Origin of the sequence: Runella sp., assembly GCF_965279615.1 — a bacterium.
In the GTDB taxonomy this organism is placed as follows: Bacteria; Bacteroidota; Bacteroidia; order Cytophagales; family Spirosomataceae; genus Runella.
The window spans coordinates 393014-419703 of record NZ_OZ257252.1 but is presented as its reverse complement, the minus strand read 5'-3'; the positions used below and the strand labels follow the sequence as shown (position 1 = coordinate 419703).

31 protein-coding genes are annotated in these 26690 nt (G+C 43.0%); 12 read left to right on the top strand and 19 right to left on the bottom strand.

Annotation, left to right across the window (positions count from 1 at the left end; all coding sequences use genetic code 11):
• Window positions 1–9: 9 nt before the first annotated feature.
• The 3 genes from ACQY73_RS01830 to ACQY73_RS01820 form a co-directional block, all read right to left on the bottom strand.
• Window positions 10–1515 carry a hypothetical protein gene (locus ACQY73_RS01830; protein WP_428660639.1) on the bottom strand — a complete coding sequence of 502 codons (1506 nt, stop codon included), beginning with the start codon at window positions 1513–1515 and terminating at the stop codon, window positions 10–12.
• Window positions 1516–1648: 133 nt separating this feature from the next.
• Window positions 1649–2065 carry an EVE domain-containing protein gene (locus tag ACQY73_RS01825; protein WP_428660637.1) on the bottom strand — a complete coding sequence of 139 codons (417 nt, stop codon included), beginning with the start codon at window positions 2063–2065 and terminating at the stop codon, window positions 1649–1651.
• Window positions 2066–2142: 77 nt separating this feature from the next.
• A complete protein-coding gene (locus ACQY73_RS01820) occupies window positions 2143–3069 on the bottom strand; it encodes an ROK family protein (protein WP_428660634.1) in 927 nt (308 codons plus the stop codon).
• Between the two features lie 192 nt (window positions 3070–3261).
• Between ACQY73_RS01820 and ACQY73_RS01815 the strand changes: the two genes are divergently transcribed.
• Window positions 3262–3729: a redoxin domain-containing protein gene (locus tag ACQY73_RS01815; RefSeq protein WP_428660631.1), complete on the top strand. Its 468-nt coding sequence runs from the start codon at window positions 3262–3264 to the stop codon at window positions 3727–3729.
• Between the two features lie 174 nt (window positions 3730–3903).
• Complete coding sequence (locus ACQY73_RS01810) at window positions 3904–4500, top strand: TetR/AcrR family transcriptional regulator (protein WP_428660628.1); 597 nt, start codon at window positions 3904–3906, stop codon at window positions 4498–4500.
• Window positions 4501–4540: 40 nt separating this feature from the next.
• Here the strand turns inward: ACQY73_RS01810 and epsC are convergent, their stop codons facing one another.
• Window positions 4541–5368 carry a serine O-acetyltransferase EpsC gene (epsC, locus tag ACQY73_RS01805; RefSeq protein WP_428660626.1) on the bottom strand — a complete coding sequence of 276 codons (828 nt, stop codon included), beginning with the start codon at window positions 5366–5368 and terminating at the stop codon, window positions 4541–4543.
• Between the two features lie 239 nt (window positions 5369–5607).
• Between epsC and ACQY73_RS01800 the strand changes: the two genes are divergently transcribed.
• Window positions 5608–6624: an FAD:protein FMN transferase gene (locus ACQY73_RS01800; RefSeq protein ID WP_428660624.1), complete on the top strand. Its 1017-nt coding sequence runs from the start codon at window positions 5608–5610 to the stop codon at window positions 6622–6624.
• A gap of 113 nt (window positions 6625–6737) precedes the next feature.
• On the opposite strand, the gene ACQY73_RS01795 is transcribed toward ACQY73_RS01800, so the two are convergent.
• Complete coding sequence (locus ACQY73_RS01795; RefSeq protein ID WP_428660621.1) at window positions 6738–6929, bottom strand: cold-shock protein; 192 nt, start codon at window positions 6927–6929, stop codon at window positions 6738–6740.
• Between the two features lie 129 nt (window positions 6930–7058).
• Between ACQY73_RS01795 and ACQY73_RS01790 the strand changes: the two genes are divergently transcribed.
• Window positions 7059–7883 (top strand): DUF5829 family protein, encoded by an 825-nt coding sequence (locus ACQY73_RS01790; RefSeq protein ID WP_428660619.1) that lies wholly within the window; start codon window positions 7059–7061, stop codon window positions 7881–7883.
• A gap of 56 nt (window positions 7884–7939) precedes the next feature.
• Here ACQY73_RS01790 and ACQY73_RS01785 read toward each other — a convergent pair whose 3' ends face one another.
• The 4 genes from ACQY73_RS01785 to mog form a co-directional block, all read right to left on the bottom strand.
• Window positions 7940–8242 (bottom strand): DUF1330 domain-containing protein, encoded by a 303-nt coding sequence (locus ACQY73_RS01785; protein WP_428660617.1) that lies wholly within the window; start codon window positions 8240–8242, stop codon window positions 7940–7942.
• A gap of 33 nt (window positions 8243–8275) precedes the next feature.
• Window positions 8276–8959: a 3-keto-disaccharide hydrolase gene (locus tag ACQY73_RS01780; protein ID WP_428660614.1), complete on the bottom strand. Its 684-nt coding sequence runs from the start codon at window positions 8957–8959 to the stop codon at window positions 8276–8278.
• A gap of 279 nt (window positions 8960–9238) precedes the next feature.
• Window positions 9239–10510, bottom strand: a complete 1272-nt coding sequence (locus ACQY73_RS01775; protein ID WP_428660612.1) for an AGE family epimerase/isomerase — start codon at window positions 10508–10510, stop codon at window positions 9239–9241.
• A 142-nt stretch (window positions 10511–10652) separates the two neighbouring features.
• A complete protein-coding gene (gene mog, locus ACQY73_RS01770) occupies window positions 10653–11177 on the bottom strand; it encodes a molybdopterin adenylyltransferase (RefSeq protein WP_428660609.1) in 525 nt (174 codons plus the stop codon).
• 165 nt (window positions 11178–11342) lie between these two features.
• On the opposite strand from mog, the gene ACQY73_RS01765 reads away from it, so the two are divergent.
• Window positions 11343–11759 carry a Fur family transcriptional regulator gene (locus tag ACQY73_RS01765; protein ID WP_428660606.1) on the top strand — a complete coding sequence of 139 codons (417 nt, stop codon included), beginning with the start codon at window positions 11343–11345 and terminating at the stop codon, window positions 11757–11759.
• A gap of 52 nt (window positions 11760–11811) precedes the next feature.
• Here the strand turns inward: ACQY73_RS01765 and ACQY73_RS01760 are convergent, their stop codons facing one another.
• Together ACQY73_RS01760 and ACQY73_RS01755 are read right to left on the bottom strand one after the other, a co-directional pair.
• A complete protein-coding gene (locus tag ACQY73_RS01760; protein WP_428660604.1) occupies window positions 11812–13074 on the bottom strand; it encodes a DEAD/DEAH box helicase in 1263 nt (420 codons plus the stop codon).
• 189 nt (window positions 13075–13263) lie between these two features.
• Window positions 13264–13848 (bottom strand): 3-keto-disaccharide hydrolase, encoded by a 585-nt coding sequence (locus ACQY73_RS01755; protein WP_428668603.1) that lies wholly within the window; start codon window positions 13846–13848, stop codon window positions 13264–13266.
• 96 nt (window positions 13849–13944) lie between these two features.
• On the opposite strand from ACQY73_RS01755, the gene ACQY73_RS01750 reads away from it, so the two are divergent.
• Window positions 13945–14802, top strand: coding sequence for an SMP-30/gluconolactonase/LRE family protein (locus ACQY73_RS01750; RefSeq protein ID WP_428660601.1), 858 nt, complete (start codon window positions 13945–13947; stop codon window positions 14800–14802).
• A gap of 163 nt (window positions 14803–14965) precedes the next feature.
• On the opposite strand, the gene ACQY73_RS01745 is transcribed toward ACQY73_RS01750, so the two are convergent.
• Window positions 14966–16588 (bottom strand): AAA family ATPase, encoded by a 1623-nt coding sequence (locus tag ACQY73_RS01745; protein ID WP_428660598.1) that lies wholly within the window; start codon window positions 16586–16588, stop codon window positions 14966–14968.
• Window positions 16589–16647: 59 nt separating this feature from the next.
• Here ACQY73_RS01745 and ACQY73_RS01740 point away from each other — a divergent pair, with 59 nt between their 5' ends.
• From ACQY73_RS01740 to ACQY73_RS01730, 3 genes are all read left to right on the top strand, one after another.
• On the top strand, window positions 16648–17211 hold the full coding sequence (locus ACQY73_RS01740) for a DUF4126 domain-containing protein (protein ID WP_428660596.1): 564 nt from the start codon (window positions 16648–16650) through the stop codon (window positions 17209–17211).
• A gap of 168 nt (window positions 17212–17379) precedes the next feature.
• Entirely contained in the window at window positions 17380–18726 is a 1347-nt protein-coding gene (locus ACQY73_RS01735; RefSeq protein ID WP_428660593.1) for a Gfo/Idh/MocA family protein, read from the top strand.
• A gap of 9 nt (window positions 18727–18735) precedes the next feature.
• Window positions 18736–19632: an EamA family transporter gene (locus ACQY73_RS01730; RefSeq protein WP_428660590.1), complete on the top strand. Its 897-nt coding sequence runs from the start codon at window positions 18736–18738 to the stop codon at window positions 19630–19632.
• A gap of 279 nt (window positions 19633–19911) precedes the next feature.
• On the opposite strand, the gene infC is transcribed toward ACQY73_RS01730, so the two are convergent.
• Together infC and ACQY73_RS01720 are read right to left on the bottom strand one after the other, a co-directional pair.
• Window positions 19912–20466, bottom strand: a complete 555-nt coding sequence (infC, locus tag ACQY73_RS01725) for a translation initiation factor IF-3 (RefSeq protein ID WP_013930115.1) — start codon at window positions 20464–20466, stop codon at window positions 19912–19914.
• A 229-nt stretch (window positions 20467–20695) separates the two neighbouring features.
• Entirely contained in the window at window positions 20696–21658 is a 963-nt protein-coding gene (locus ACQY73_RS01720) for a hypothetical protein (RefSeq protein ID WP_428660587.1), read from the bottom strand.
• Window positions 21659–21742: 84 nt separating this feature from the next.
• Here ACQY73_RS01720 and ACQY73_RS01715 point away from each other — a divergent pair, with 84 nt between their 5' ends.
• Window positions 21743–22771, top strand: a complete 1029-nt coding sequence (locus tag ACQY73_RS01715; protein ID WP_428660584.1) for an RluA family pseudouridine synthase — start codon at window positions 21743–21745, stop codon at window positions 22769–22771.
• Here ACQY73_RS01715 and ACQY73_RS01710 read toward each other — a convergent pair.
• Window positions 22729–22992: a hypothetical protein gene (locus tag ACQY73_RS01710; protein WP_428660582.1), complete on the bottom strand. Its 264-nt coding sequence runs from the start codon at window positions 22990–22992 to the stop codon at window positions 22729–22731. The two genes, ACQY73_RS01715 and ACQY73_RS01710, sit on opposite strands and share 43 nt — an antisense overlap.
• 68 nt (window positions 22993–23060) lie before the next feature.
• Window positions 23061–23417, bottom strand: coding sequence for a DUF983 domain-containing protein (locus ACQY73_RS01705; protein WP_428660580.1), 357 nt, complete (start codon window positions 23415–23417; stop codon window positions 23061–23063).
• A gap of 104 nt (window positions 23418–23521) precedes the next feature.
• Between ACQY73_RS01705 and ACQY73_RS01700 the strand changes: the two genes are divergently transcribed.
• Complete coding sequence (locus ACQY73_RS01700; protein ID WP_428660578.1) at window positions 23522–24406, top strand: AraC family transcriptional regulator; 885 nt, start codon at window positions 23522–23524, stop codon at window positions 24404–24406.
• 176 nt (window positions 24407–24582) lie between these two features.
• A complete protein-coding gene (locus ACQY73_RS01695) occupies window positions 24583–25125 on the top strand; it encodes a hypothetical protein (RefSeq protein WP_428660576.1) in 543 nt (180 codons plus the stop codon).
• Window positions 25126–25199: 74 nt separating this feature from the next.
• Here the strand turns inward: ACQY73_RS01695 and kdsA are convergent, their stop codons facing one another.
• The 3 genes from kdsA to ACQY73_RS01680 form a co-directional block, all read right to left on the bottom strand.
• Complete coding sequence (gene kdsA, locus ACQY73_RS01690; RefSeq protein WP_428660573.1) at window positions 25200–26054, bottom strand: 3-deoxy-8-phosphooctulonate synthase; 855 nt, start codon at window positions 26052–26054, stop codon at window positions 25200–25202.
• An 89-nt stretch (window positions 26055–26143) separates the two neighbouring features.
• A complete protein-coding gene (locus ACQY73_RS01685; protein ID WP_428660570.1) occupies window positions 26144–26407 on the bottom strand; it encodes a HepT-like ribonuclease domain-containing protein in 264 nt (87 codons plus the stop codon).
• Window positions 26397–26690, bottom strand: coding sequence for a nucleotidyltransferase family protein (locus tag ACQY73_RS01680; protein ID WP_428660568.1), 294 nt, complete (start codon window positions 26688–26690; stop codon window positions 26397–26399). The genes ACQY73_RS01685 and ACQY73_RS01680 overlap by 11 nt, the downstream gene beginning before the upstream one ends.

Sequence of the window (26690 nt, the reverse complement as noted above, 5' to 3'; positions counted from 1 at the left end):
GCCACTTTATTAAAAAGATATTTTATTCAGGTAAAAAACATTCCTGCGGCCATCGTCGCCAGTAATACGTTGATAGCCAAACGCTAAATAATAATTATCGAACCAATATAACACTTCGTCGGTGTTGGTTTGGCGTACTTTATCACCGGCATCGGCGGTCATGATCGGAATAGGCTGGCGATCATTCAACACGCGATCTTTATCAAAAACTTTCGCCTTGATCGCTCCTTTATTGCTGTAAAACATGGAGACCGTTTGATCAAGGTTGGGCTTCACCTTCATTTTTTCTTTCAATTCCATGCTCCGCACATTTTCAAACGGCAGCGAATTGTCCCAGATCAAATCCCCTTTGGGGTTAAAACCGGCCACAATGGCGTGGGTATAAATAAAGCCATTGAATATCTGCCCGTTGTTCATCCGGCGTGCCCCGTACCAAGGATCCCAATAGTAAGGATTCCAAAGACCATACGAGGGAAACATTCCCATACCGCCAATGCCCCAAGGGGACATAACCGGTGAGCCCCACCATGAGTTCATGCCATACATTCCGTTCGAATTGTTGCGGTATTCGGGGTAGAAAACTTCTCCTGAGATCAGGTAATTACCGTTTTGCTCAATGATGTCGTGGACCAATAAACGATAATTCAGTTTTACATCATCGCCGTTTTCTTTTTTGCGTTCAATTTTGCGTTGCATCCGCTCCTGCTCACGCTCGCTCATGAAATTGAAGAAATTCTTAAAGTCCGTAAAACTGTGATATTGAGTAAATTCCACCTCATCATACACGATCTTGCTCAAAAATAATCCCTGCGACGCGCTGTTATTGTTTCCCTGCATATTGCGGAAACCGTACGTGCCGATCATCAGTTTGGTAGAATCGTTAAGCATAAAAAGACGCCCGTTGAGCAATGAATAATCAGGCTCAGGGCTAACCATCACCTGCCCTATCGATTGCCCGTATTCATCATACGTACGGGAAATAAGTTTGATTTCCCGTCCTTTACGTGCTGCATAACAAACGTTCACCATGTGGTGGGTTGTGTCAATATCTACTGATTGGATCACTGTGTTGGCTTGGGTAACACCGGGCAGGATCTTACTTTGTTTCGTAGCCAAATTGGTATATAACAACATCGGCTCGTCGCGCACCGTGCCCGCCATAAAAACGGAATAACCGATCGTTTGGAAATCTGTGATCTGAAAACGATCAACCGACGTAAGGTAAAATGTTTCCATAAAACCCGCGATTCCTACCTTCACAACCTGGTAAAAATCGGTCCGATTACGGGTAAAAAGAAGATATACCGATTGGCCGTCGTACGAAGACTTTACAAAATCAAGGTTATCTTCGATGGTGCCGTTTATGGACCAATCACGGTCCAGATCAACGTTGAACTTTTGAATGTTGAACGCATTTTTGGAAAGCTGAGAAACCAACACAACGCCTTTTGCACCCAACGAGATCGTATGGTACGATTCATTGGTGCCGGGAGTTGGCAACTCTATACGTTTCACGGTCTGCGCCTGTAATTGTGCAGGAAATAGGCCAAAAGTGGCAAATAAGAGGCAATAAAACGCCGAAACTAACATTGCTCCGCGCACTGCGAAAAGACGGCAGCGTGATCGGGAGCTATGGACAATTGATTGATTAGGTGTTTTCATCGTTGCTAAAACTTAAGATTAGGTCGAACTCTTCCCGCTTGATGGGCATGACCGACAAACGAGATTGCCTAATTAACGCTATTTCCTGCAATCTATTATCTGCCTTAATTTCCTGTAATGAAACAGGCCGTTTTAACTTCTCAACAGGCACCAGTTCTACCACTACCCAACGTGGGTCATCAATCGTCGGATCAGGATAGGCTTCACGATCCACCTGTGCGATGCCCACAACGGCAAGCCCTTCATTGCTGTGATAAAAAAACACCCAATCGCCTTTTTGCATGGCTTTCAGGTTGTTGCGCGCCTGATAATTGCGGACACCATCCCAAACACTTCTTCCTGCTTTTACAAAATCATCCCAACTGTAAACAAACGGTTCAGACTTTATTAACCAATGATTCATTCTTAATTCTCCATTTCAAAGGCTGATGTTGCATTCCTAAGACGCTTTACACTTCCCTTTTAACTTTACACTTCATATTATATCGACAACATTGCCGCGCCAAACACACCGGCACTATCTCCTAACTTAGGACGAAGAATTTTTGTTTCAACCCGACCGCTGTTAAAGATATATTTTTTTGCCCGCTCCACTCCTTCTGTATACAACAGTTCTATATTTCCAACGCCACCGCCCAATACGATGGCATCCGGATCCAAAATATTCATAAGTACCGAGACCGCTTTACCGAAATGCTCCAACATTCGATCAATGGTTTGGGAAGCATACGGATCAGTGCCGGCATAATGTCTTGCCACGATCTCTTTCATTTTCAATTCCTGACCGCTGATCTGCGCATAATAACGCTGTAGGGCCGGGCCGGAAAGAACTTGCTCAACACACCCTTTTTTACCGCAATAGCAATCATAGCCATTGGACTCCAATTCATTATGCCCCCACTCTCCACCAATTCCCTGCGTTCCGTTCAACACAAAGGGCTGCCCGTCCTTTCCTTTAATTACCACACCACCTCCTACGCCCGTACCCATAATTACCCCAAATACGCATTGATAATCAGGAACCACGTCCGGCACAACTCCCATCGTGGCTTCAGCTAATGCAAAGCAATTGGCATCATTGGCAATAAAAATGGGAATGCCCAATTTTTCTGACAGGTCTCCCTGAAGGGGCATATCATTGAGACAGGTGGTATTACAATTTTTCATCAAACTATTGGATGGCTCAACGGTGCCGGGAGTGCAAATTCCCAAACTCGGAGCTTTATATCCTGTTTCTCTTTCCAATTCCTGCACCAGTCCCACGATCCGACCGACGATGTGCTCATAGCCTTTGTGGGCTTCTGTATCAATTCTTTTGCGAATAATAATTGCATCAGGCGAAGGTGATGATAATACGACTCCTTCAATTTTAGTTCCGCCGAGGTCTATTCCCCAAATGGTTTGCATACTTTTATGAATGTATTAGTGAATGGTAAATCCGCTTAAGCGGTGGTTTAGTATATTATATACTGCAAAGTTTGTTCAGCCTCCTACAGTGAAAGGTACTTTTTTTGGCATAATTACGAACATTTAATGATTTGGCAAGTTTTCAGGATGTATTTATATTTTTGCGGTAAATAAAACCAAATCCAAATTATCATGTCATTACAAAAAGGCGACAAAGCTCCCTCATTTACGCTTTATAATACCGAGAAAAAGCAGGTTTCACTGGAAGATTTTAAAGGAAAAAATCTTATCATTCATTTTTTCCCCGCAGCATTTACGGGTGTTTGCACTGCACAATTGTGTACGATGCGTGATGACATCGAATATTATACCCGTTTAGGAGCCGAAGTAGTGGGTATTTCGGTCGATTCGTTATTTACGCTGGGCAAATTTAAAGCTGAACAAAAGTATAGTTTCGACCTGTTGTCCGATTTTAATAAAGAAACCTCTCAGGCCTTCGGTGCGTTCTATGATACGTTCGTATTCGGCATGAAAGGCGTATCACGCCGGGCCGCCTTTGTCGTTGATGGCGAAGGAATCATTCAGTACGCCGAAGTTTTGGAAAACGCGGGTGAACTGCCTGACTTTGTTGCTATCAAAGCATCGCTTGAACAGTTGTAGGCCTCCATTATATACCTAAGAGGCAAAAAAACATCCCATATTAGGCATAAAAAAGGCTTGATTAAACGTTGATCAAGCCTTTTTTATTGTTTGCCGTTTGGTTTTTAACGCTATTCTTTTTTAATTGTATATAATTTAACAGTGTAAAGTTTCTTCTAATCCATATTCTACCTCATGGGAATCATTGAACGTCGTGAACGATTGCGGAAGCAAGTCCGTAACGACATCCTCAAAACTGCCCGCGACATAGCTCGTGAAGAGGGTTGGCAGGCCGTCTCTATCCGAAAAATTGCTGAAGTCATTGAATATAGCCCTCCCATTCTTTACGAATATTTTGACAATAAAGATAAACTCCTGGAAACGATTCGAAATGAAGGCTTTGCCTATCTGCACGAAGAACTCCTCAAGCTAAAGACATTGTACCGAAGTCCGGAAAAACTGATCACCGAATTTGCGCAAATACAATGGCGATTCATGGTCACGCAAATGGAAGTCTTTCAGGTAATGTTCAATATGGAAGGGGGAATTTGTCAATCCAAACAGGCGTATCAAATAGAATTTGCCATGCTCAACAACCACCCTATTTGGGAAGCATTGGCCCTGATTCGCCCCCGCTCTGCCGATGCCGTTTCCAAAACTTTTTACGAATGGTGGTGCCTGACGTACGGTTTTTTAGTGGTAACAGGCGTAACACAAACTCGTCACACGCTGCCGAATTTTGAGCCTGTTTTTATGGAATCCGTCAGAAGATTTGTCAGAGGGCTGGCCTAGAAGAACTACTTCTCAGCCCTCCCAGCCCTCCTAAGCATTTCTAAAGTGACGTTTGCCGTATTTTCAGTTCGCTCTGATGATATACCTGCGAAAACGGCGGTACACTTGCGGTAAGCCATGCATTCCCGCCAATGATAGAATCCTTGCCGATCACCGTTTTGCCACCCAAAATGGTCGCATTGGCATAGATAACAACATTGTCCTGAATGGTTGGGTGGCGCTTGGTTTCGGCCATTGATTTTGAAACGCTCAAAGCTCCCAAGGTAACCCCTTGATATACTTTTACGTTGTTTCCTATATCAGTCGTTTCCCCGATCACAACACCGGTGCCATGGTCAATGAAAAAAGACTGTCCGATATTTGCTTTAGGGTGAATGTCAATACCGGTCAGTCCGTGCGCGTGCTCAGTGAGCATACGGGGCAACAAAGGCACATTGAGATCCACCAATGCGTGTGCCAACCGATACACCGAAATAGCATAGAAGCCCGGATAGACTGCGATGACCTCTTCAATGCCAACGGATGCCGGATCATTATCAGAAATGGCCTGTGCGTCCAGCAGAAGGTTTTCGTAAATAGCGGGAAGCTGAGCCAGAAATTGTTCCATGATGGTTTCCTTATCTGCATCCATATTTCTGTCCAGAGGGTCAAGCAGACACAACAAACGGGTTTGCAGGCGCCGATACGCTTCCGGTAAATCCATCGAAGTACGTTCACAATCCTGCGTAACGGGAAAAAGAAAACACATGATTTCTTCCACAAATTTCCCTACACTGCTTCGAGAAGGGAGTCGATGCCGATATTGGTTATTCTGCTCGGCAAGACGCTCCAAAAATGAAACGGAAAGTACTTGTTCAGTTAATGTCATGGCATTTTGGGTTGCAAAATAAAAGCCCTTTCTTCGGAAAAGGGCAGCTCAATTTCTTGATTATAATGAGTAAATCATTCCCCTTTCATTGCTTAGCAAAGGATACAGCAACAACAAACAGCGGCACGTTTGGTTTTCACAGGAATGATTTTTATAATTTTCATACCAAAAACCATGCAAAAAGGTTCATTATTTCTAAAAAAGTTAAAATTTATTTGTGACTTGAGCATTTTCACCAAATGATAAAATTACGATTCAAAGTATCCTACCCACAGATTACCCTTCAGTATTTAGCAATTATCGGCCTTTTATTACTTATAAGCAGTACGTCCGGTAAGGCACAAAAACGGTACGCTTATTTCCGCAACGCGATGGGTTCGGAATTCAATCTGGTTTTTTATGCCCCCAATGATTCCATTGCCAAAATAGCCTCCGATAGCGTATTTAAACGCATTGAATTCTTAACTACCATTTTAAGCGACTACCTGGATGGCAGCGAAACCAACCGGCTCTCGTCTACGGCCGGTTCCGGACAATCCTTCCCGGCCAGTAAAATACTCTTCGAGCTACTTCAGCAATCACTCAAGTTCAGTAAACAAACCAACGGCACCTTTGATGTCACGGTAGGGCCGGTCGTTCAGCTTTGGCGGCGCGCATTACGCCGAAATTATTTCCCCGACAGCGCACAAATACGCGAAGCGAAACAAGCCGTTGGATATAAAAAAGTACGTCTAAACGCTAAAAATCGCACGGTATTGCTTACTCAAAAAGGAATGCGCCTCGATTTTGGAGCCATTGGCAAAGGATATGCCGCCGACGAGGCCCTGCGTGTTTTGCGGTCTTTCAACATTACTTCTGCCTTTTTGGATGCCGGTGGCGATCTGGCCATTGGCGACGCGCCTCCTCAAAAAGCCGGTTGGGAGATCGAAGTAAGTTCAGGAGGAAAAGACTCGACGGCAAAAAAAGTAGTAACTCTTAAAAATTGCGGTGTGGCAACCTCCGGAGATACGTATCGCTTTCTGGAACACAATGGTATTCGTTATTCTCACATTGTAGATCCGCGCACAGGCATCGGCCTGATTACACACACCCGTACCACTGTTATAGCCACCAATGGCACGGCAGCCGATGCGCTTGCCACTGCTTTTAGTGTACTGGGGATTGGGGAGGGAAAGCAAGTCGCAAAAAAAATGAAAAACATTCGTATTTGGCTGCTTGAGCAAAACGGGCCTGAATGGAAAAAAGGTAATTTTTAGAATTGTCGAAAAACACAAAGGGCAACCGGTTTCCCGCTTGCCCTTTGGTTCTTACATCGTTTTTAAGCTCCCTAAGTTGCTCTCAACAAAATGTCTTTCGTTTGCGTTTTTATTTACGCACGTTTTACTTTGGTAGCATTCAAGCCTTTTTTGCCTTGTGCAGTTTCGAAAGTAACTACGTCACCTTCACGTACATTATCAACAAGACCTGATACGTGTACAAAAATTTCTTCGCCTGTGTTACTGTCTACGATGAAACCGAATCCTTTGGTTTCATTGAAGAACTTTACTGTTCCTGTGTTCATTGAAAAAAAAATAAAAAATGAAAAAAAATGGTAATTACCGTTACAAACATACTATTTTAAAATCAATAATTATTACATTGACAAAAATCATTTCAAAAATATACAAAAAAAGGTCAAATATAGCCCTAAATGAATCCCTTTACTGTACTTCTTAATCATTTTTACCTTACCATAGATGCTTCTACCTATCGTGCAATCAGCAGAAGCAGATTTTTGAGGGAACACTTCGCGCCCAATGAAATCCGCACTACGCACCGTACCGACCGCAGCTACACGGGACTCTATTTTTACGGTGCAAAAACGTATTTCGAATTTTTTGATGTCACGACCGAAACTACGCGGCACATTGGCGATTCAGCAATCGCTTTTGGTCTGGAGCACAAAGGTGTAACAACGCTTTTACAACAAAAATGGCCCAACTCAACGCGCCTGACCATTACACGGCCTTCCAACGAAAGGCAGGTAAATTGGTTCGAAATGTTGATTCCACCAAACTTTACTCTTGAAAGCCCGATAGCCGTTTGGAGCATGGAATACCTGCCGACTTTCTTAAAAGAATGGAAGAATTCGTCCGATATACCGGTTATGTCTGAAGAGAATATCAATCGCTCTGCTGTTCTGGAACGTTACAAGTCAATCATTCCTGCCATTAAAAATCCCATTCTCAAAAACGTCATTGGATTGACAATATGGGTTGATTCTGCGGTATATCAAGCATTTGAGCAATTTGCCGGTGATTTTGGTTATTTAACGACAGCTATCGAAAATGGTTTTTCCTTCTCAGATGCCGAAGGAGTAACCTATCAAATCTCTTTATCCGGCGGCCGTTTACACGGTATTACGGAAGTCAGATTTGAAGTAACCGATGTTCCCGGTCAACAGGTGTGGGAATTCGGAAATTCAACATTGACCTTTCAGGAAGAACATACGGCCATTTGGCGATTTAATGAATAAAAATAGCCATTGTCTATTATTGCCCCACTAAATAAACGGGTTTCTATGAGCCTATGCTATAATTTTATTCCTTTATAAAGCACTGACAACAGAATAGACTGTTCTTTCAAATGCAGAAACTGCTTTCGTTCTTCATCCTTCATAAATCCCAGAAAATCAGCCTCTGACTCGAAAGAAACCAAATGAATCTCGTACGGTTTTTCGATGCCTGTTTCGACGATCGTCTCATCCGTTGGGCGCACTCTCAACAGCAGTTGACCATTATATTTCGCAATGATCGGAATGGCAATATCTTCAAACCGGTGAAAAATGGCTTCCTGACCTTCTTTGACGTAAATGAGTTGGGTAATGTAAATCATATAATAGTTATTTCTTTCAATTACTTACATTTGCTACAATCTCCTCACACGTATATTTCGATAATAAGCCCGTTGCCCGTGGTGCTGAAACATCAGGTGCCCTTCGGTATCGGTATGGTAATTGGGGTTATTTTTGAATTTACTTTTGGCTAGAATAGCTTTCATTTCAGGGCTGCCGATTTGAAATTCCAGCACTTTTTTTCCATTCAACCAATGCTCTACGTGACCGTCTTTGTGAATCAACCGAGCTTGGTTAAATTGCCCGATGGGCTTCAAGGTCTTATTTTTGGGAACGATCAGATCATACAAAGAACCGGCTGAACGTATGGCGGCGGTATCGTTGAAATATTTATCATCCAATATCTGTATCTCAAAATTTTCCAGCCAGTTAGGGCTGTTTCCATTTCCCGATTCCATGGCTTTTTTTTCCTGAACGTGGAAAAATACGCCTGAATTGGCCGCTGTATCTACCGCCCATTCGTACTCCAATTCAAAGTCTTTGAAACGCTCTTTGCTGACCATATCCACGTTTTTTGTTTTGGGCACTGCGATCAGGGAGCCGTTTTTTACCGTCCAGACTCCTTCGGGAAAAGTATCCATTTTATAGCCTCTCAGCGCATTGGTAGACGAGCCATCAAATAAGACGATCCAATTCTTTTGGGCGAAAAGCGGGCCGGCCAACAAAGCAGCAAGAGCCATAAAATAAAGTTTTTTCATTTGTTATTGGAGTTGAGACGGTTTTAAAAGCAATTGAGAGTATAAGTTATAAATTGTTCCGCCGGCCTTTTTACACTAAAAGCCTAAAGCCAAACGAATTAACAAAAAGTACCTGTTGAAGAAGTGTTTAATTTTTAAGGGAATTGGTATGGCTTTCTACTTATCGGTAATCACTAAGATAAAAGTGAGTAAAAAGCGATAAAGGCCGACGGGTTTTCTTAAAAGCAAAAAATCCATTTCCCGGGTGGGAAATGGATTTGAAATTAGCTTTATGTCTGCCTATACTCCTTTTGCGATCTTATCCAGACGTACAATCGACTGAATCATTGAACGCACGTCGTGGTAGTTGATCTTCCACGAATGGCTCATGTGTTTCCAAATCAGTTCTCCTTCACGCGTCATAAGCGGCCACCATTCGCCCAGAGAGTGATTGATCATTTTATCAAAGACAAACCGGTGAACATTTTCGTACGCTTTCAGGTATTTTTCATCTTTCAGAAAACGGTACGCATCCAACATACCAATGAGCATTTCGGCCTGTTGCCAAAACTCCTTTTCTTTGTCGTATACCTGCCCGGCGTGTGAGCCTTCTACGTATACTCCTCCAAATTCCCAATCGACACCATTTTCTACGGCATGTGAATAGGATTTAGTGATTTGGTCACGGTACGTATCATACGGCAACCCTAAAATATCTAAGGCATGCATCAAAAGCCACGCAAATTCTGAATTGTGCCCATAACTGGTATTGTCTTCGGCTGCGGATTTAAGTCCGTCGGGATTAAATCGGTCCCATCCCCAAACAATATCAAACTTGATCTGCGGAGCCACGCTCCAATCCGCCCAAAACTGCGGAATACCGGTCCCGAATTCAGGGTGCATCACGCGATTAACCAACAATTCAATGGTTTCCAACAACTTACGTCGGTGAATCTCTTTGCCCGTACATTCATACAGCGTGGTATAGGCTTCCATGAGGTGCATGTGCACATCAAGGGTTTTGCGGTCGCCTCCCGCAGCTCCCGGGCCTTTGAGCGTCCAATCGCGGTTAAACATCTCAAAATAGCCCCCATAGTTTGTATCAACGGCGTACTTTTGGAGCAGGTCAAAGGTTTTTTCGGCGTATTCCTGACCACGCGGATCGCCGGTGGCAAGTGTATATTCGCTCAATGAGTAAATGCAAAAACTAAGGCCATACACGATTTTTTGGTCAATGGTCACTTCGCCTTTGCGGTTGGTCATCCAGTAAAAACCGCCGTACTCGTTGTCCCACATGTTGTTGATCAAATAATCGACCCCATGACGGGCCATTTCTGCCAATACTCCATCGCCATAACCTGCACGGTGCGCGGAAGAATAGGTAAAAACGGAACGCGATTGAGCAATCAGTGATTTTTCATCTTCGCCGGAATCATGGCCAAATTGGTCAAAATGAGTGAGAAATCCACCGTTTTCTTTGTCGACAGTGCGGGTAATCCAAAAAGGCAGTAAGCCGCCTGTAAGATACGTTTCAATTTCCTGACGGAGAGACGCTATTTTTTCAGAAGTCATAATTAAAGGTAATGATTGATGTATTTTTTCACATTAAAACGCCAAATAGTGAATAAAATACTGATACAACCTGTATTCAGGCTATTTTCAGCGGCATAACTTTCAACTTACCTTTGCGCATGTTCATTCAATTTCTCAACTCTTACGATTTTGGCCTGAATACTTTTATCACGGCTTCGTTCGCTTCCAAAAAAGGACCTCCGATCAGATCAATGCAATAGGGTATGGCAGGGAAAACGGCATCCAAACATTGACGAATGGCGGAGGGTTTTCCCGGTAAATTCACGATCAACGTTTTTCCGCGAATTCCCGCCGTTTGGCGCGACAGGATAGCCGTAGAAACGTACTGCAAACTCACCTGCCGCATCAGTTCTCCAAAACCCGGCATCATTTTCCGGCAAACCGCCTCGGTAGCTTCGGGCGTTACGTCTCGCGGAGCAGGGCCTGTACCGCCACTTGTTACCACGAGGCAACATTCTTCTTTGTCGGCCATTTCAACAAGCGCCTGACTGATAAGATGTTGTTCGTCGGGAATGACCCGATAGACCGGTTCCCATTCACTTTTCAAATATTCGTTAAGGGTAGAGACAATGGCCTTGCCCGGAATATCTTCGTAAATACCCGCACTGGCGCGGTCTGAAACATTGATGATGCCGATTTTTATCATGAATCCGGAAATTAAACGTTGTAATTTTGATAACTTCCTGAAAGTTGAGAACTTTCGGAGTGTTTAAAACAGTTTTACAGTAACAAGGTCGGAATTGGAACCTTTATAGAAATACATTTCCAATCCCGTACCGAATAACAATGATCGGCCAAGAAAGACCTTCCTATGAATACTTTCGCCAAAGATACATTACGTTTGCACGAATTGCGCCATACCGGCTGCCGTGAAGACATTTTAGCTATACTGCATAACCGCGACTCGGCGCTTTCGCACGGGGATCTGGAAAGTGGTCTGGAGGATCGCTATGACCGCGTAACCATCTACCGTACGCTCAAAACGTTTGTGGATAAAGGCATCATTCACAAGGTCTTGGATGAAGACGGGTTACGTTATGCGTTGTGTAAAGAAGTTTGCCATGACCATGACCATCACCACGATCATGTTCATTTCAAATGTGAACTCTGCGGAAAAACGACCTGCCTGGATCAGGTGCATATTCCTGCCGTAAAACTTCCGCAGGGATTTGCCACTAAAGAAATCAATCTGCTCATTCAGGGTACATGCCCGATTTGCAGTACCTAGCACTCTGCTTTAAACAAAAAAGCCGCCTTATCAGCGGCTTTTTTGTTTAATTTTATTTACGTGAAAACCATTTCTTTTTCGGTCGGTCGGCGGGGCGTTCTGACTTAAATGGTTTATTACCCCTCGGTGCAGCGTTAGATTGTGGTTTACCCATTTCTTCAATGGACTTTTTGCCCATCGGAAACGGATGCTCTTCTATCACCGGGATTACCTTGGCAATCAGTTTCTGAATATCTTTCAACGAAGCCCTTTCTTCATTATCACAAAAAGAATAGGCTGTTCCTTTGGCTCCTGCCCTCCCCGTGCGTCCGATCCGGTGAACGTAGGTTTCAGGAATTTCAGGAATTTCAAAGTTAATGACGTACGCTAATTCATCAACGTCAATCCCGCGAGCGGCAATATCGGTAGCAACCAACACACGCGTAGATTTCTCCTTAAAATTATTCAACGCATTTTGACGGGCGTTCTGTGATTTATTGCCGTGAATGGCTTCCGCCTTTATGTCATGCTTCAACAGTACTTTTACTACTTTGTCAGCACCGTGTTTGGTACGGGTAAAAACCAACGCCGTTTCAATGGATTTATCTTCCAAAAGATGGAGCAACAACGCATTTTTGTTATCCTTATCCACAAAAAATACGGATTGCTTAATAATATCAACCGTCGATGAAACGGGCGTCACTTCCACTTTTTCCGGTTTGATCAAAATGGTGTCGGCCAATTTTACGATTTCCGGAGGCATGGTTGCCGAGAAGAACAGCGATTGGCGTTTGGGAGGAATTACCGCAATAATTCGTCTCACGTCGTGCACAAAACCCATGTCAAGCATCCGGTCGGCTTCGTCCAGTACAAAGATTTCCAAGTGTTTCAAACTCACAAATCGCTGAGCCATCAGGTCAATCAAACGACCCGGCGTAGCGATCAAAATATCAACGCCATTTTGAAGCGCGTCGGTTTGGCGTAACTGTTTTACACCACCAAAAATAACGGTGTGTTTCAAACCGGTATGCCGGCCGTACGAGGCAAAACTTTCGCCGATCTGAATGGCCAACTCACGGGTAGGTGTTAAAATAAGCGCCTTGATCGTGCGTTTTTCGCGACGCGACGAATGTGTTTGGCGCTGCACCAACAACTGAAGAATGGGAATAGCAAAAGCCGCCGTCTTTCCGGTACCTGTTTGGGCGCATCCCAACAGGTCTTTTCCTTCGAGTACAATGGGAATGGCTTGTTCTTGAATAGGTGTGGGTGTGGTGTAGCCTTCTGTTTTTACTGCTCTCAGAATAGGCTCTATTAAATTTAATGAATCAAATGTCATAAGAATGTGATAATCGACCCGCCAAATCAACGCGTTAGGACTTGGTACGTCAGCATTAGGTACTGTTTAATAAAAAAACCTTCCATATCTTTCAGGCAAAGTTACCCGGATATGGAAGGTCTTTCTGCGAATTGAGTTCAAAGGTAGCGTTTTTTGGAATGAGATAAAAATATCTCCCCCTCAAAAACCTTATAACGACTTAATTACCAAGTTTTTCCAGTTTACTTTTATTCCTCCGCCATCGTGAATTTGGAGCGCAATGGAGCCATTTCCGGCCCCAAGTTTCTCATCGGTCAGGTCTACCATTTCATGTCCGTTGAGCCATGTCTGCACCCGAGAACCTTCGGCCCGGATCTTCAATGTATTCCATTCACCGAATTTTAAAAACCCTTCTTTTTCGTCCGGGATTTGTACGATCCAGCCACGTCCATATGATTCATAAATACCTCCCGTATCGTGGTTTGGCGGCGCTACTTCCACTTGCCACCCGCTGATCTTAGTGCTGCCGTCAGGGATATTTGAACGAATAAATACGCCACTGTTGCCGTTGGCGCCCTGTTTGAAATCAACGCTTAATTCAAAGTTTTTGTACGTTTTTTCGGTTGCCAGATAGCCATATCCTTTGTCGGGTCCGCTTTCGCACACCAACTCACCGTTTTCGACAAACCATTTCTCTGTTCCGTAGATCTTCCACCCTTTCAAGTCCTTGCCGTTAAACAGTTTCTCGTTCTTTTGAGCGACCGCAGAAAAAGTAAACAGGCAGCATGACACCATAAGTAATAGATAGACGCGTAGTTTAGATAGCTTCATTGCTTTTAAATATAAAGTGTTTATTTTATTAATTTAAGTCACTTCTAACTGTTTTTTACCGTGAAAACTTTCACTTTTATTCTTTCTACTCTCGTTATGGGCGGCCTCAGCACCGCTTATGCTCAAGACAGCGCTCCCGTTAGCCTGAATCAATTATGGAAATCCGACACGTTACTGCGCACGCCTGAATCCGTTCTTTACGACCCACAAGGCAAACGTTTGTTTGTGGCTAACATTAACAAAGTGAACGTTGAAAATCCTGACAGTGACGGCTTTATTTCTGTTTTGAGTACCGATGGTAAGATCAAAACCCTCAAATGGACTACCGGACTCAACGACCCCAAAGGCATGGGTATTCTGAAAAACTCGCTGTTTGTGGCCGATTTGAAAGACTTAGTGGAGATTGACTTAAAAACAGGCAGTATCATCAAGCGCTACCCTGCTGTAAACTCGGTTATGCTCAATGACGTAAGTGTGAGTCCCAAAGGAGAGGTTTTTGTGAGTGACTCCCGCGGGCATAAACTTTATCGCTACGCCGATGGCAACATGGAAATGTTCTTAGATGATCCTAATTTACAGGGTCCTAACGGCGTTTTTGCCGAAAAAGACCAACTCATTGTGGCTTCTGCGGGTTCGGGAAATCTCTGGAAAATGGATTATAACACCAAAAAATACACTTCCTGGGCCATGGCTAACAAAACCGCCGACGGTATTCTGCGCTACGGCGACGATTACCTGATCTCCTGTTGGCACGGTGAGGTATATTATGTAAAACCTGACGGAAAAGTATGGAAACTTATCGACAGTAAAGATCCTCAGGTCAATACTGCCGACTTCGGCTACATTCCACAATCAAAAACGGTACTTATCCCCAATTTTTATAAGAATACAGTAACCGCGTATGAGATAAAGAAATAGGACGTTCATTTGATGGAAGGCTGATTATGTATGATTTTTTAAGGTGATAGTATGTAATCATAAAAATCATATACAATCAGCGTTCCATTCCCACATTCATATACGCATGGAAATCTTTTTCAGCCTTTGTTTGGTCCAAATAGGGTGGAGGTAAACCCCACCCCTACGCGAGTACTTTTTGAATTTGCAGGTTAAACCAATTAGTTCTTACTAAATCTTCTTTTTTAAGATTGAATGAAGCCAGGCAGAATTTATCAAATTGCTCCTTCATGTCAAAATACTTGTAAAAGCGCTCTAAATCATCACTTTCCAAATCAGCTACTATTGATTCTGATTCTACGTCTTTATCTTTGAATTTAGGATTTGTTTTGAATTCTTCATACGTCTGGCGAGATGCTATCAGGGCAGGTAAAATCTTTCGATTTAATTTATGCTTTTTCTGTGCAATAATTTCTTTTAAATAACGCTCTTTTGAGTAATTGGGCGGGGCAATTTCAGCAATGTTGTCCGGGTGATAAAGGTAATTTTCAAAATCGTAATACGTCAGAATATGATGATGCGGATATTCTTCCTTAATCCGTTTGATTTCATCGTCACTCAAGAAGTCCCGATCACGAACAGAATGATAACGAGCATCTCTTTTTACGTGTAAAAAAACATCACGTGCATCCTTCACTCCTACAAAAATTGTATCAGGCAGGAGCAGCAGGTTGTAATATTCATCGTTTTGATTTTCACATACAACCAATTTTCGATCCTTCATTAACTCAAACAATACCACTTTAGGAATGGCGATTTCATATACTTCCAAGCTGCTTTTGGGCTGGGGGAAAAGCACTTGCGGCAAGTCAAAATCCAATAAATCAAAGTCAATAATAGCGGCCTGTTCAGATTTATTTGCATAATCTATAAAGCCAAGGGCATGAGTAGCTGTCCAGAGTTGTGCACTATCCGGAATCCATTGGGTCACAATTTCTTCCAATAAACGGTATTGAATGGAGGTGTTGAGGTGGCAGTCCATTTCATCAATAAAAATAATCGCATCCTCATAATACTTACGACGAACAATAAAGTTAAGCAGCAAAATCACGATTTGTTTTTCCCCGTGACTCAGCAGGTCATAATTGATTTTCGACTCTCCTTTTTTAAATATCAGTCTTGCATTTTTCTGAGGCCCGGCATCTTCAAACTCTGCAATTTGAATCGTAGTACGCCCTTCTTCTCCCAAAATATTCAAAAGCGAGACGTTAAGAGGTACGATAAACTCTTGAAATATTTGATATGTATCCGCCGAACGACCGCTAAAGATTGGTTCTCTGACAGCATTATTAATCTGTTGTATGTAGGAATAAACATCATTGATAAAACGTGTATCATTTTCAATGTAAGTTGCGGGAGAGTCAAAATCATTGATAATTTGATCAAGTCGAGGTTGGTTTAAAATACGAGGAATAATCCTAATACTACTTCTCCCAATAAACTTATAATTAAGTTTAGCGTCATAAAAATGGTTTTTTTGTAAAATACTTCCATTACTGAGTACCACTTCAGCAGAAGGCTCTAAATCTATATTTTTTGAATAATACTCTCTTCGATCTATTTCATTTTTGAAATAATCTTCTGGTTTTGTTTTTGAAACCAACCAATCAAACGCGTCAAAAACAGAAGATTTTCCCGACCCGTTGGAGCCTATTAAAAGTACTAATTTGGCCGACTCGGGAATTTGCTTAATAGATAAATCAGTAAAGCGCTTAAAATTTTCTATTTTTAGATTCGTAATACGCATATTGCATTTCAGATTAGTTACTCAAACCAAAGGTAATTAAAAGACCCTTATTCTTTATCATGGAAATCTTCCTCAGCCTTTGTTTGGGCGTTGGTTTGGCCGCCTGTTCGGGATTTCGGGTGTTTGTGCCGCTTTTATTGAGCAGCTTGGCCATTCATTTTGGTTTTGCCAATGTTACGACGGGCTTTGAGTGGATGGGCACCTGGACCGCTATCGCGATTTTAACTACTGCTACCACGCTTGAAATTGGCGGCTATTACATTCCGTGGGTTGATAATCTGCTCGATACCATCGCAACACCTGCCGCGTTTGCCGCAGGTACACTGCTGACTACTTCATTTGTTGAGATCGATAATCCCATCCTGCAATGGGGTTTAGGGCTTATTATGGGCGGTGGCACGGCAGGGTTTATTCAGGCGGGTACAAGCTTGGTTCGTTTGGCTTCTACGAAGTTCAGCGGCGGCGTTGCCAACCCGGTCGTTGCTACGTTTGAAAATCTTCTTTCGGTCGTATTTACTTTTTTTACCTTCTGGTTTCCAATTGTCGCCTTTGTATTTGTGGTTTTGTTTGTCACTTGGCTTTTACGTAAAATTCTTAATCGAAAAAGTAAGGCAACATCCTGAGTATAAATGTTTGAACGCTGATTTTTATGAGTGTTAGGAGGAATTTATGTTTTTTATAAATTCATAACTTGCGTCAACGCATTTTGTAGCGCTTTTTAGGTTCTTTCAAAATAACAAAATAATTTTCCTGAAACCAATTTACCCAACTAAACTTCATCCCCACTGACTATGAAAACAGACCGTCGCACCTTTGTCAAACAATTAGGTGTTGTTACTGCTTCTACCGCCGCAGTACCCCATTTTAATATCATCAAAAGCCTGAACGACAACAAAGTGCGTATTGCCACCATTGGAATGGGGATTCAGGGTTTTTCGGACACCAGGGCTGCTTTACGTACCGAAATGTGTGAATTGGTAGCTGTGGCTGACCTGTACGACGGCCGTTTGGCTCATGCGAAAGAAGTGTTTGGCAATCATGTGTTTACGACCCGCGATTACCGTGAAGTACTCGAACGCAAAGACGTTGATGCCGTCCTTATCGTTACCCCCGATCACTGGCACGACCGTATTTCCATTGCGGCTCTCAAAAAAGGGAAGCATGTATATTGCGAAAAACCGATGGTACAACACATCGAAGAAGGTGCTGCGGTCATTGCAGCGGCCAAAGCTGCGGGAAAAGTAATGCAGATCGGCAGTCAGCGCATCAGCGGAGCGGCTTTTAAAGAAGCTAAACGTCTCGTTGAAGCGGGCGATATCGGCATGATCAATTTCATAGAATCGACCAATGACCGTTTTAACGCCATTGGTGCGTGGCAATATTCCATTCCGACAGATGCCTCCCCAAAAACCATCGATTGGGAAACCTTTTTGGGAGATGCTCCCAAGCGGGCATTTGATCCTTTGCGCTTCTTCCGCTGGCGCAATTACCGTGATTACGGTACGGGTGTGGCGGGTGACCTATTCGTTCACCTTATCACAGGAGTTCATTTTGTGACGGGCGCATTGGGACCAAATCGAATTTTTTCTTCGGGACAACTCTCCTACTGGAAAGACGGCCGCGACGTACCTGATGTGATGATCGCCACCATGGAATACCCGGCAATGGGTAAACTGGATCCCTTCCAAATGGTATTGAGGGTGAATTTTGCCAACGCCGGTTCCATTAAAAATGTAACACGCATTGTCGGCAATGAAGGGGAGATCACGTTTAGTGGAGAATCTCTTACCTTGACCAAACGTAAGCTTGCGGCGGCTCCCGGCTATAGCAACGGCGAGAGTTTCGGTACCTTTACCACCGCACAGCAACAGGAATACCTGGCAACTTACGACGCCAAATACCCCGCCGAAACCCGCACGCCGGAACCTGTCAAAGAAGTAAAATTTGACGCTCCGCAAGACGACGACGCGCACAAAAATCATTTCAAGACCTTTTTTGACGGTATTCTGACGAATTCTCCCATTGTGGAAGACCCCCTTTTCGGATTCCGTGCGGCTGCTCCGGTGCTGGCCTGCAACAAAAGCTACTTTGAGAAAAAAGTAGTGAATTGGGATCCGACAAACCTAAAATTGACGTAGAAAAAGCTAATGCTTTTATTTTTTATATCTACAACTGCCTTGGCGATTGGGGTTAGGATTTTGGTAAACCCGGTGTCGAACGTTTTCCAAAAGTACCTAACCCAGCGCCAAGCCCATCCTCTCTTCGTTGTTACAAGTACTTATGGGTTGTTGAGTATTGGTTGCATATTTTATCTTTTTTTGAATCCGCCCATCGCCCTTCCTCTTTCATTTTGGTATAACTCAATTATTTTTAATATACTGGGTGTAGCCGGAAATTACTTTTTGGTCAAATCACTCCATCAGGGCGACTTGTCGGTACTGGGGCCTATCAACGCCTACAAATCACTGGTCAGTTTAGTTTTCGGGCTTTTTTTGTTGGGAGAAATCCCCAACGGTTGGGGCATCAGCGGAATGCTGCTGATCGTAGCGGGAAGTTATTTTGTGTTGAGTCAATCATCTTCTTCACAACGGTTTAGTTGGCAGATTTTTCAACAACGGGAAGTACAGTATCGTTTTCTGGCGTTGTTTCTTTCGGCCATTGATGCGTTATTTTTAAAAAAGATCATTGTAGCTACCAACGCCAATTTAGCCTTTGTTTCCTGGTGCGTGGGCGGTTTTCTATTTTCGTTTACGGCTTTCCTTTTTACGCTGCAAAGCACTTCTTTTCGAGCGCATTATTCTGTTTTAAAAACGTACAAATGGCAATTTTTAGCCTTGGGGTTTTCGGCGGGCCTAATGCAGCTTTCCACCAATTACGCCTTTGAAGGCATTCAGGTAAGCTACGCTCTGGCATTGTTCCAGATTTCGGCTTTGGTGAGTGTATTATTGGGTGTGCAGTTCTTTCAGGAAACGCAACTTTGGCGCAAACTTGCAGGAGCCGCTGTGATGGTAATTGGAGCAGTGTTGATTATTTTGTTTCGGTAAAATTCACGTTGGCCAATTTTTAAGTAGCCAGGTGAAAGTTTTCAGGTTTTACAAGGAAAGAATTGCCTTCAGTGGCCGGGTCGGGTTGTGAGCAACCCTCCACACAGAGAGACTGTCGTGGTGAGAAGGATTGCTCACAACCCGACCCGGCTACTGAAGATAACGCTAGCACTTAAACCGAAAAAGCGTCAGCCGCAGGAAAATCCTGTGGCTGACGCTTTTTCGTTATTTATTTCTTTTCAAAAATGGAAAACAGATTTCCGATGATTGAAGAAGAGGCTATTTTTTAATCGCTTTAGGAGTCAAAATCATGCTCATGCGCTTGCCTTCGAGTTTTGGTTCAAGTTCTACTTTGCCAACTTCTTCCAATGCTTTGGCAAAACGTTCCAAAAGTTTATAACCTTGGTCTTTGAACACAATTTCACGGCCTGAAAACTGCACATAAGCCTTTACTTTGGCGCCTTCTTTCAAAAAGTTGATCGCATGTTTCAGCTTGAAATCATAGTCATGATCGTCGGTTGTCGGGCTGAAGCGAATCTCTTTAATAACCACTTTCTGGGCATTGGCCTTGATCTCTTTCTGCTTTTTCTTTTGCTCGTATTTGAACTTAGAGTAGTCAATTACTTTGCAAACGGGAGGGACAGCGTTGGGAGAAATCTCTACCAGATCAAGGTTTTGTTCTTCTGCAAACTTTATAGCCTGCTGAATGTCATAAATACCTTGAGGGACATTTTCACCAACTAAACGAACTTGCGGGACACGGATACGTTCATTGATGCGGTACGGTTCTTCTTGTCTAACGGGTCGAAAAGGTCTGCGTTGTTGTTGAGCCATTCAGTACTTAAATTATGATAGTTTTATGTTTGGTGCGAAAACTAGTAAATAGTTGAAAGTTCTACAAGATTTCGCGTAAAAAAGTTTACTTACCGACAAAAATAACCTTTAAAAGTGATTATTAAGGGGTTAGTCCTAAAAAAGTTAAGAGTTAAAGGTTAATAAGTTAAGAATAGAGAACTTAACTCGTTAACCTTTAACTCTTATCGTATATTATTTACCTGAAAGTCTAACGTACTTTGAAGGTTGTGGTACCAATGCGGAAGCCTTGGCAATACAACTCGATGGTATGCTCACCTTTTTTGAGCGGAATACCGCCGCGTGAGTAAATGATCGAGCCCTGCGAGCCTTCGTTGTTGTAATTAAGGTTTTGCTTGGCCGTATAAACGGTTTCACGCCCGGCGTATACGAATGTACCCGAACCGGTAGCCATATCGGCCATTACAGCACCTTCAGGGTCCAAAATGCGGAGGTATACTTCGCGATCGCCGTTAGGAGAAATTGGATTGGCAGCAAGATCAAAATCTACTTTGAGCTTGTCAATGCGTTTTGCTCTGTAAGCTCCTCCATCCCGTTCTTTACCTTTGGCTGAAACCGCGTTCACCGCAATTTTTTCGGCTTTCAGGGCCGACGCAATCGTTACTTTTTCGGCTAGCTCACGGTTTTTGTTACTCAATGAACCTACTGAATCTTCAAATGTTTTTTGCAAGGTCACTTTTTCACCTTCAAGTCCTGAAACTTTGGTGTTTAGCTCCTGATTCTGAGCCGTTACAATGCCCAACTCTTCTTTCAGCTTGGCAATATCCGAGTCTTTTTGAACCAGAATAGCCTCGTAGTTCGCAATCTTTTGCTTGTATTTAGATATGTCAACAGATGCTGCGCTTGAGGCATTTCTTAAGGCCGCTTTATCTTTTTCAAGTTGTTGTTTTAATGAAACCAATGAATCAACCTGACCGCCTAACTGCTGAATTTCAGCTATTTTTGCGTCCAATTGTGCAGAAATCGAATCCAGTTTCATCTTGGCGGCTACGACTTCTTCGGTCTTAGCGGTAATAACGGTTTCCTGTTCTTTGTTCTTTTCCCGTTCTTTGTAAAAGAAATAGATAAGCACCACGTTTAGAAGGGCTAGAATTGCCAATGCAGCAAGAAGTAGGCTTTTACGATCTTTCTTTTGTCCTTGATTGTAGTCCATAAGTTAATCAAATATTAAGAGTAGTTATCAGCCCAAGAAACGCAATGCTTGGGATATTATTGCGAAATTTAAAAAAATATTTCAATGTCGGAAAATCAAGCGCTCCCCGCCGATGAGGAGGACGAATTGTACGAGCATCATCGAATCGTTGCGGATCGAGGGCAAACCCTCATGCGGATCGACCATTACCTTAAGCATCATTTGTCGAATGTTACCCGTACCAAGCTCCAAAACGCCATAGAAACCGAGTCGGTCAAAGTTAATGATAAAGCTGTAAAATCAAGTTATAAAATTAAACCCCTAGACGTCATCACTATATCGATGCCGCACCCGCCGCGCGAAACCGATATAGTGGCCGAAGATATTCCGTTGGATATTATTTACGAAGACGATGAAGTATTGGTCCTGAATAAACCCGCCGGTATGGTCGTTCATCCGGCGTATGGTAACTGGACGGGCACGGTCGTCAATGCATTGGTTTATCATTTTCAGCATCTACCCACGGGTCGAAACGGAGAGGCCCGGCCCGGCCTTATTCACCGCATTGACAAAGATACTTCGGGACTGTTGGTCATTGCCAAAACAGAATATTCAATGGCGCACATTGCCCGTCAGTTTTTTGAACATACTACCGAACGTACTTATAATGCGTTGGTTTGGGGTGAACCAAAAGAAACGGAAGGAACGATTGTGGGTCATATTGGCCGCAGTGCGCGCGATCGCAAAGTGATGGATGTGTATGAAGACGGCAGTCAGGGAAAGCACGCCGTAACGCATTATAAAGTGCTGAAATCGTTCAAGTATGTGTCGTTGGTTCAGTGTAATTTGGAAACGGGGCGCACGCACCAGATCAGAGCCCATTTTCAACATATCGGACATCCGCTGTTCAGCGATCCTGTGTATGGAGGGGACAAAATCCTGCGCGGTACTACGAGCGGCAGCTACCGAGCATTTGTCGAGAATTGTTTTCAGCTTATGCCCCGTCAGGCGCTTCATGCCAAGTCCATTGGATTCGAACATCCCCGCACCAAAAAGCGGATGCAGTTTGAATCAGAATTACCCGCTGATTTTCAGGCTGTTTTGGCCAAATGGGAGAAGTATGCTTCGGAGTAATTCATATAAGGCAGAAAAGAAGTCTGAACGTGCAGCAGGTTTCTCAAAACCTGCGCTGTCAGCACTTTCTCTGTTGTAGCAGCCTTGGGTTGTGAGCAACCCAATCGGCGGTGTGGTGGTGTTTGTGCAGCAGGTTTCTCAAAACCTGCACTGAGGTTGCTCACAACCTCGTGCAAACAATCATTTGAGCTATCGGGTCGTGTTGAATTGAAAGCAGCCAAGCCGTCGGTTTTGAGAAACCGACGACACAGAAAGTACCTCACATTTCTCACAATCCTCGGCTCTTCCGTTACGACTCGATCAGGTTCGTAAAAAGATAGAGCCAGATCAAACGTGCCATTCGAAAATTAAAAGGAAAGAGCACTAAAACAAATGCAATACAGATTCCAAGATTAGTAAAATCAAGGGCACTGATGCCGATTGAAATCGAAAAGATACAAGCCAATGCCATTTCCAGCGTAGCCAATCCGTAGCTTACGTACATCGCACCCCAGTAAAAACCGGGCTCTTTGCTGAAATTCTGATGACAATGCGGGCATTCGTCCTGCATTTTTGCGGGTTTGAAACTAAACAGATTTCCGGTATTGAACACCTGTCCCTGGTGACATTTGGGGCATTTATTTTGCATTAAATGAATGAGAGCCATGATCTTTATCTTTTTTATTATGCAAAAATAAAACCATTTACTATCTCAAATGATGCATATTTGTATCCAAAAACAGGATTATACGGACATTCATCGTTTTTCGCATGAAACAATTACCGATTTACGGCATTACCGAATTTACGGAGGCAAGTACCTCCCATTCCTTTTACGCCAATGAGTTAAAAGTACACCTCGAAACCCACCAATTCATAAATTCTCCGCATAAGCACAGCACCTATATTGCTGTCTTATTTACTGCCGGAACGGGTAAACATTCCATTGATTTCAATACCTATACTGTAAAAGCAGGAAGTGTTTTTTTGCTTACGCCCGGACAGGTACATAACTGGGAGCTTTCAGAAGATGTACAGGGATACGTATTTTTTCATACGCAGGCGTTTTATAATGACGTTTATCTTTCCAAAAAATTGGAGCATTTTCCGTTCTTCTACCTACAAACTAATTATCCTGTCATTTATCTGCAACCGCAGGAAACACCTTCGATCGAATCTTCATTTAAGGAAATCTATGACGAGCATCGCTCTAATTTACCCTTCAAATATGATCGTTTGGTTTCATTGGCAGACTTAGTGTATATTCAGCTTGCACGCCTTTATAAAGAAAAAAGCCTGAATGTTGACAATCAACACAGCCATTATGCTCGGCTCAAGCAGTTGGAAAAATGGATTGACAGTTACTTCAAAACCAAAAAACTTCCGAAAGAATACGCTGATCTCATGAACATGACCACGCGTCATTTAAACCGAATATGTCAGGAAGCTGTGCACCAAACTACGGGAGATTTGATCTTGAAAAGGATCATGATAGAAGCGCAACGGATGCTCATTTATAACGATGTGACCGTCACGGCCGTAGCGGATGAGCTTGGGTATGCGGATTACTCTTATTTTATTCGAATCTTCAGGAAATACGTAGGAGAATCTCCAAAGAAATTTCAACAGCGAATGAGTCATCCTTTATCTTATTAGTATACATTTTTTACATTTTCCAAAAAAGGTATTAATTCAAAAATAAATTGTATTTTATTTGGAAATTAAAGATAAAAAGATAACATTCATAGTGCCAACAAGCGCCTGATCAAAGGCCGTTTGGAGGGATACAAGGGTAAGTGCATATCTATTTTTCATCTAAAATGTATGTATTTATGAAAACAACACTTTTTGCCCTGTTATTCGTTATTGGTGCTTTTACTGCCTGCAAAGAAGCCGATAGCAAAACGAATTCGTCAATGACTTCCGTTGACGAAGAAAGAGAAACCAAAGCTATCATGCAAACCATTGAAAATGAGACTACCTGCTTTTTCAAGGGTGATTACAACTGCTGGAAAGAAAACTTCGTGCAGGCAAACTATGCGTTCCAAGTTTGGAGTAAAGATGGCTACTTTGACCCAAAAATCGGGTGGCTGGCGGTAGACGACAAAATTGGACGATATATTGAAGACAACAAGCCGGGAGCCGGCGGCAGCAACAACCCGAAAGTAGTCCGCAAAGACATGATCGTGAAATTCTTTGGCGACAACGTGGCGTATCTCATTTGGAATCAGTACAACAGTGACAAACAAATGAAGAATTACACCCACAGCACCGAAACACGCATCATGGAAAAGCAGGACGGAAAATGGAAGATCGTCAACGTAACGGCGTTATGGGACCGCAATCAACCCATTCCAATCGCAAGTCTGAAATAGAAAGAACAGTATTAAAACAAAGAAAGCAGACGCTTAGGCGTCTGCTTTCTTTGTTTTAAATAAAATACTTGTATTTACGCTAATTCCTGCGCAGTGGCACGGTATTTCACTTCTACGTTGTGAATTTCGATCAATGGCTTCAAGAACTCTTCCAAGTAATTGATATCCAACTGACTGGCTGCATCGCAAAGTGCTTCTGACGGGCACGTATGGGCTTCTACAAAGAGGCCATCTACGCCGGCTGCTACGCCGGCACGCGCCAACACCGGCAAGTACTCACGCGCACCACCTTTGCTGTCTTTCGAAGGAATACCGTATTTACGAATAGCGTGCGTTACGTCAAATACGACCGGATAACCCGTTTTGTTCATGTGATAAAAACTGCGTGGATCAACAATGAGGTCATTATAGCCAAACGTATAGCCACGCTCGGTCAGGATAATTTGGTCATTTCCACTGTCTTCTATTTTCTTAACCGGGTGCTTCATGTTTTCAGGCGCTAAGAATTGCCCGTGTTTCAAATTCACCACGCGGCCCGTTTTGGCGGCGGCTACCACCAACATGGTTTGCATACACAGATAGGCAGGAATCTGCAATACATCAACGACCTCGGCCACAGGAGCAGCCTGATCGGGATAATGAATATCGGTAAGCAGTGTAAACCCGAATTGCTCTTTTACTTTCGCCAAAATTTTAATACCGGCATCAAGCCCCGGGCCACTGTAATACTCAAGGCTGCTGCGGTTGTCTTTCATGAAAGAAGACTTGTAGATTATTTTGATGCCCAAACGCTCCGAAATCTCTTTGAGACGCTCGGCTACGGTCATCATGATCTTTTCGTCTTCAATTACGCACGGTCCCGAAATAAGGAACAATTCATCGGCTCCGCACTCAATATCGCCTACGCGAACAATTTTCTTTTGTTGCATTGCTTATACTTATAGTTGGTTCAATATGTTTTCAGTTTTTACTTTCAAGTCAGGGATATCGTTTTGTATTATATCCCATATAATTCGGCTTATACCCCAAAATATTCGTGTACTAAAATATTCCTAAGCCCTACAATTTTTCGCCACTCAATTTCTTTAAATTTTCCTCGAAATTCTTCCGAAATATGATTACCGGCTTCTCCAATAATCTCAATTTGCTTGATACAGGCAAAGCGCATCATTGAATTATTTAAAAACTCGTCAATGTCGCTATTTTCCGTATAAGACTCTATTTCTAATATGGCATCATAGATATGCTGAAGGCGTGCTTTATCTCCCGGCCTATCTTTCATAAATCATCTTCTTTTCCGCCTCAATGTAGGGACTAACGTATTTTGAAACGCTGTCGGTCGGTATTAAATCCACCTTTTTTTGAAGTAATTCCTCTAAATCAAAAACCATTTGAACAAAATGGAGGCCGATTCGTTGAGTGTAATCCAATTCAACCAGTAAATCCACATCACTGCTTTCAGTAGCTTCTCCACGAACATATGAACCAAACAGATAGGCTTTTATGACAGGTTGTGTCTTAAAATAATCCTGAAGTTGACGAATATGATTCTTGGATAATTTCAT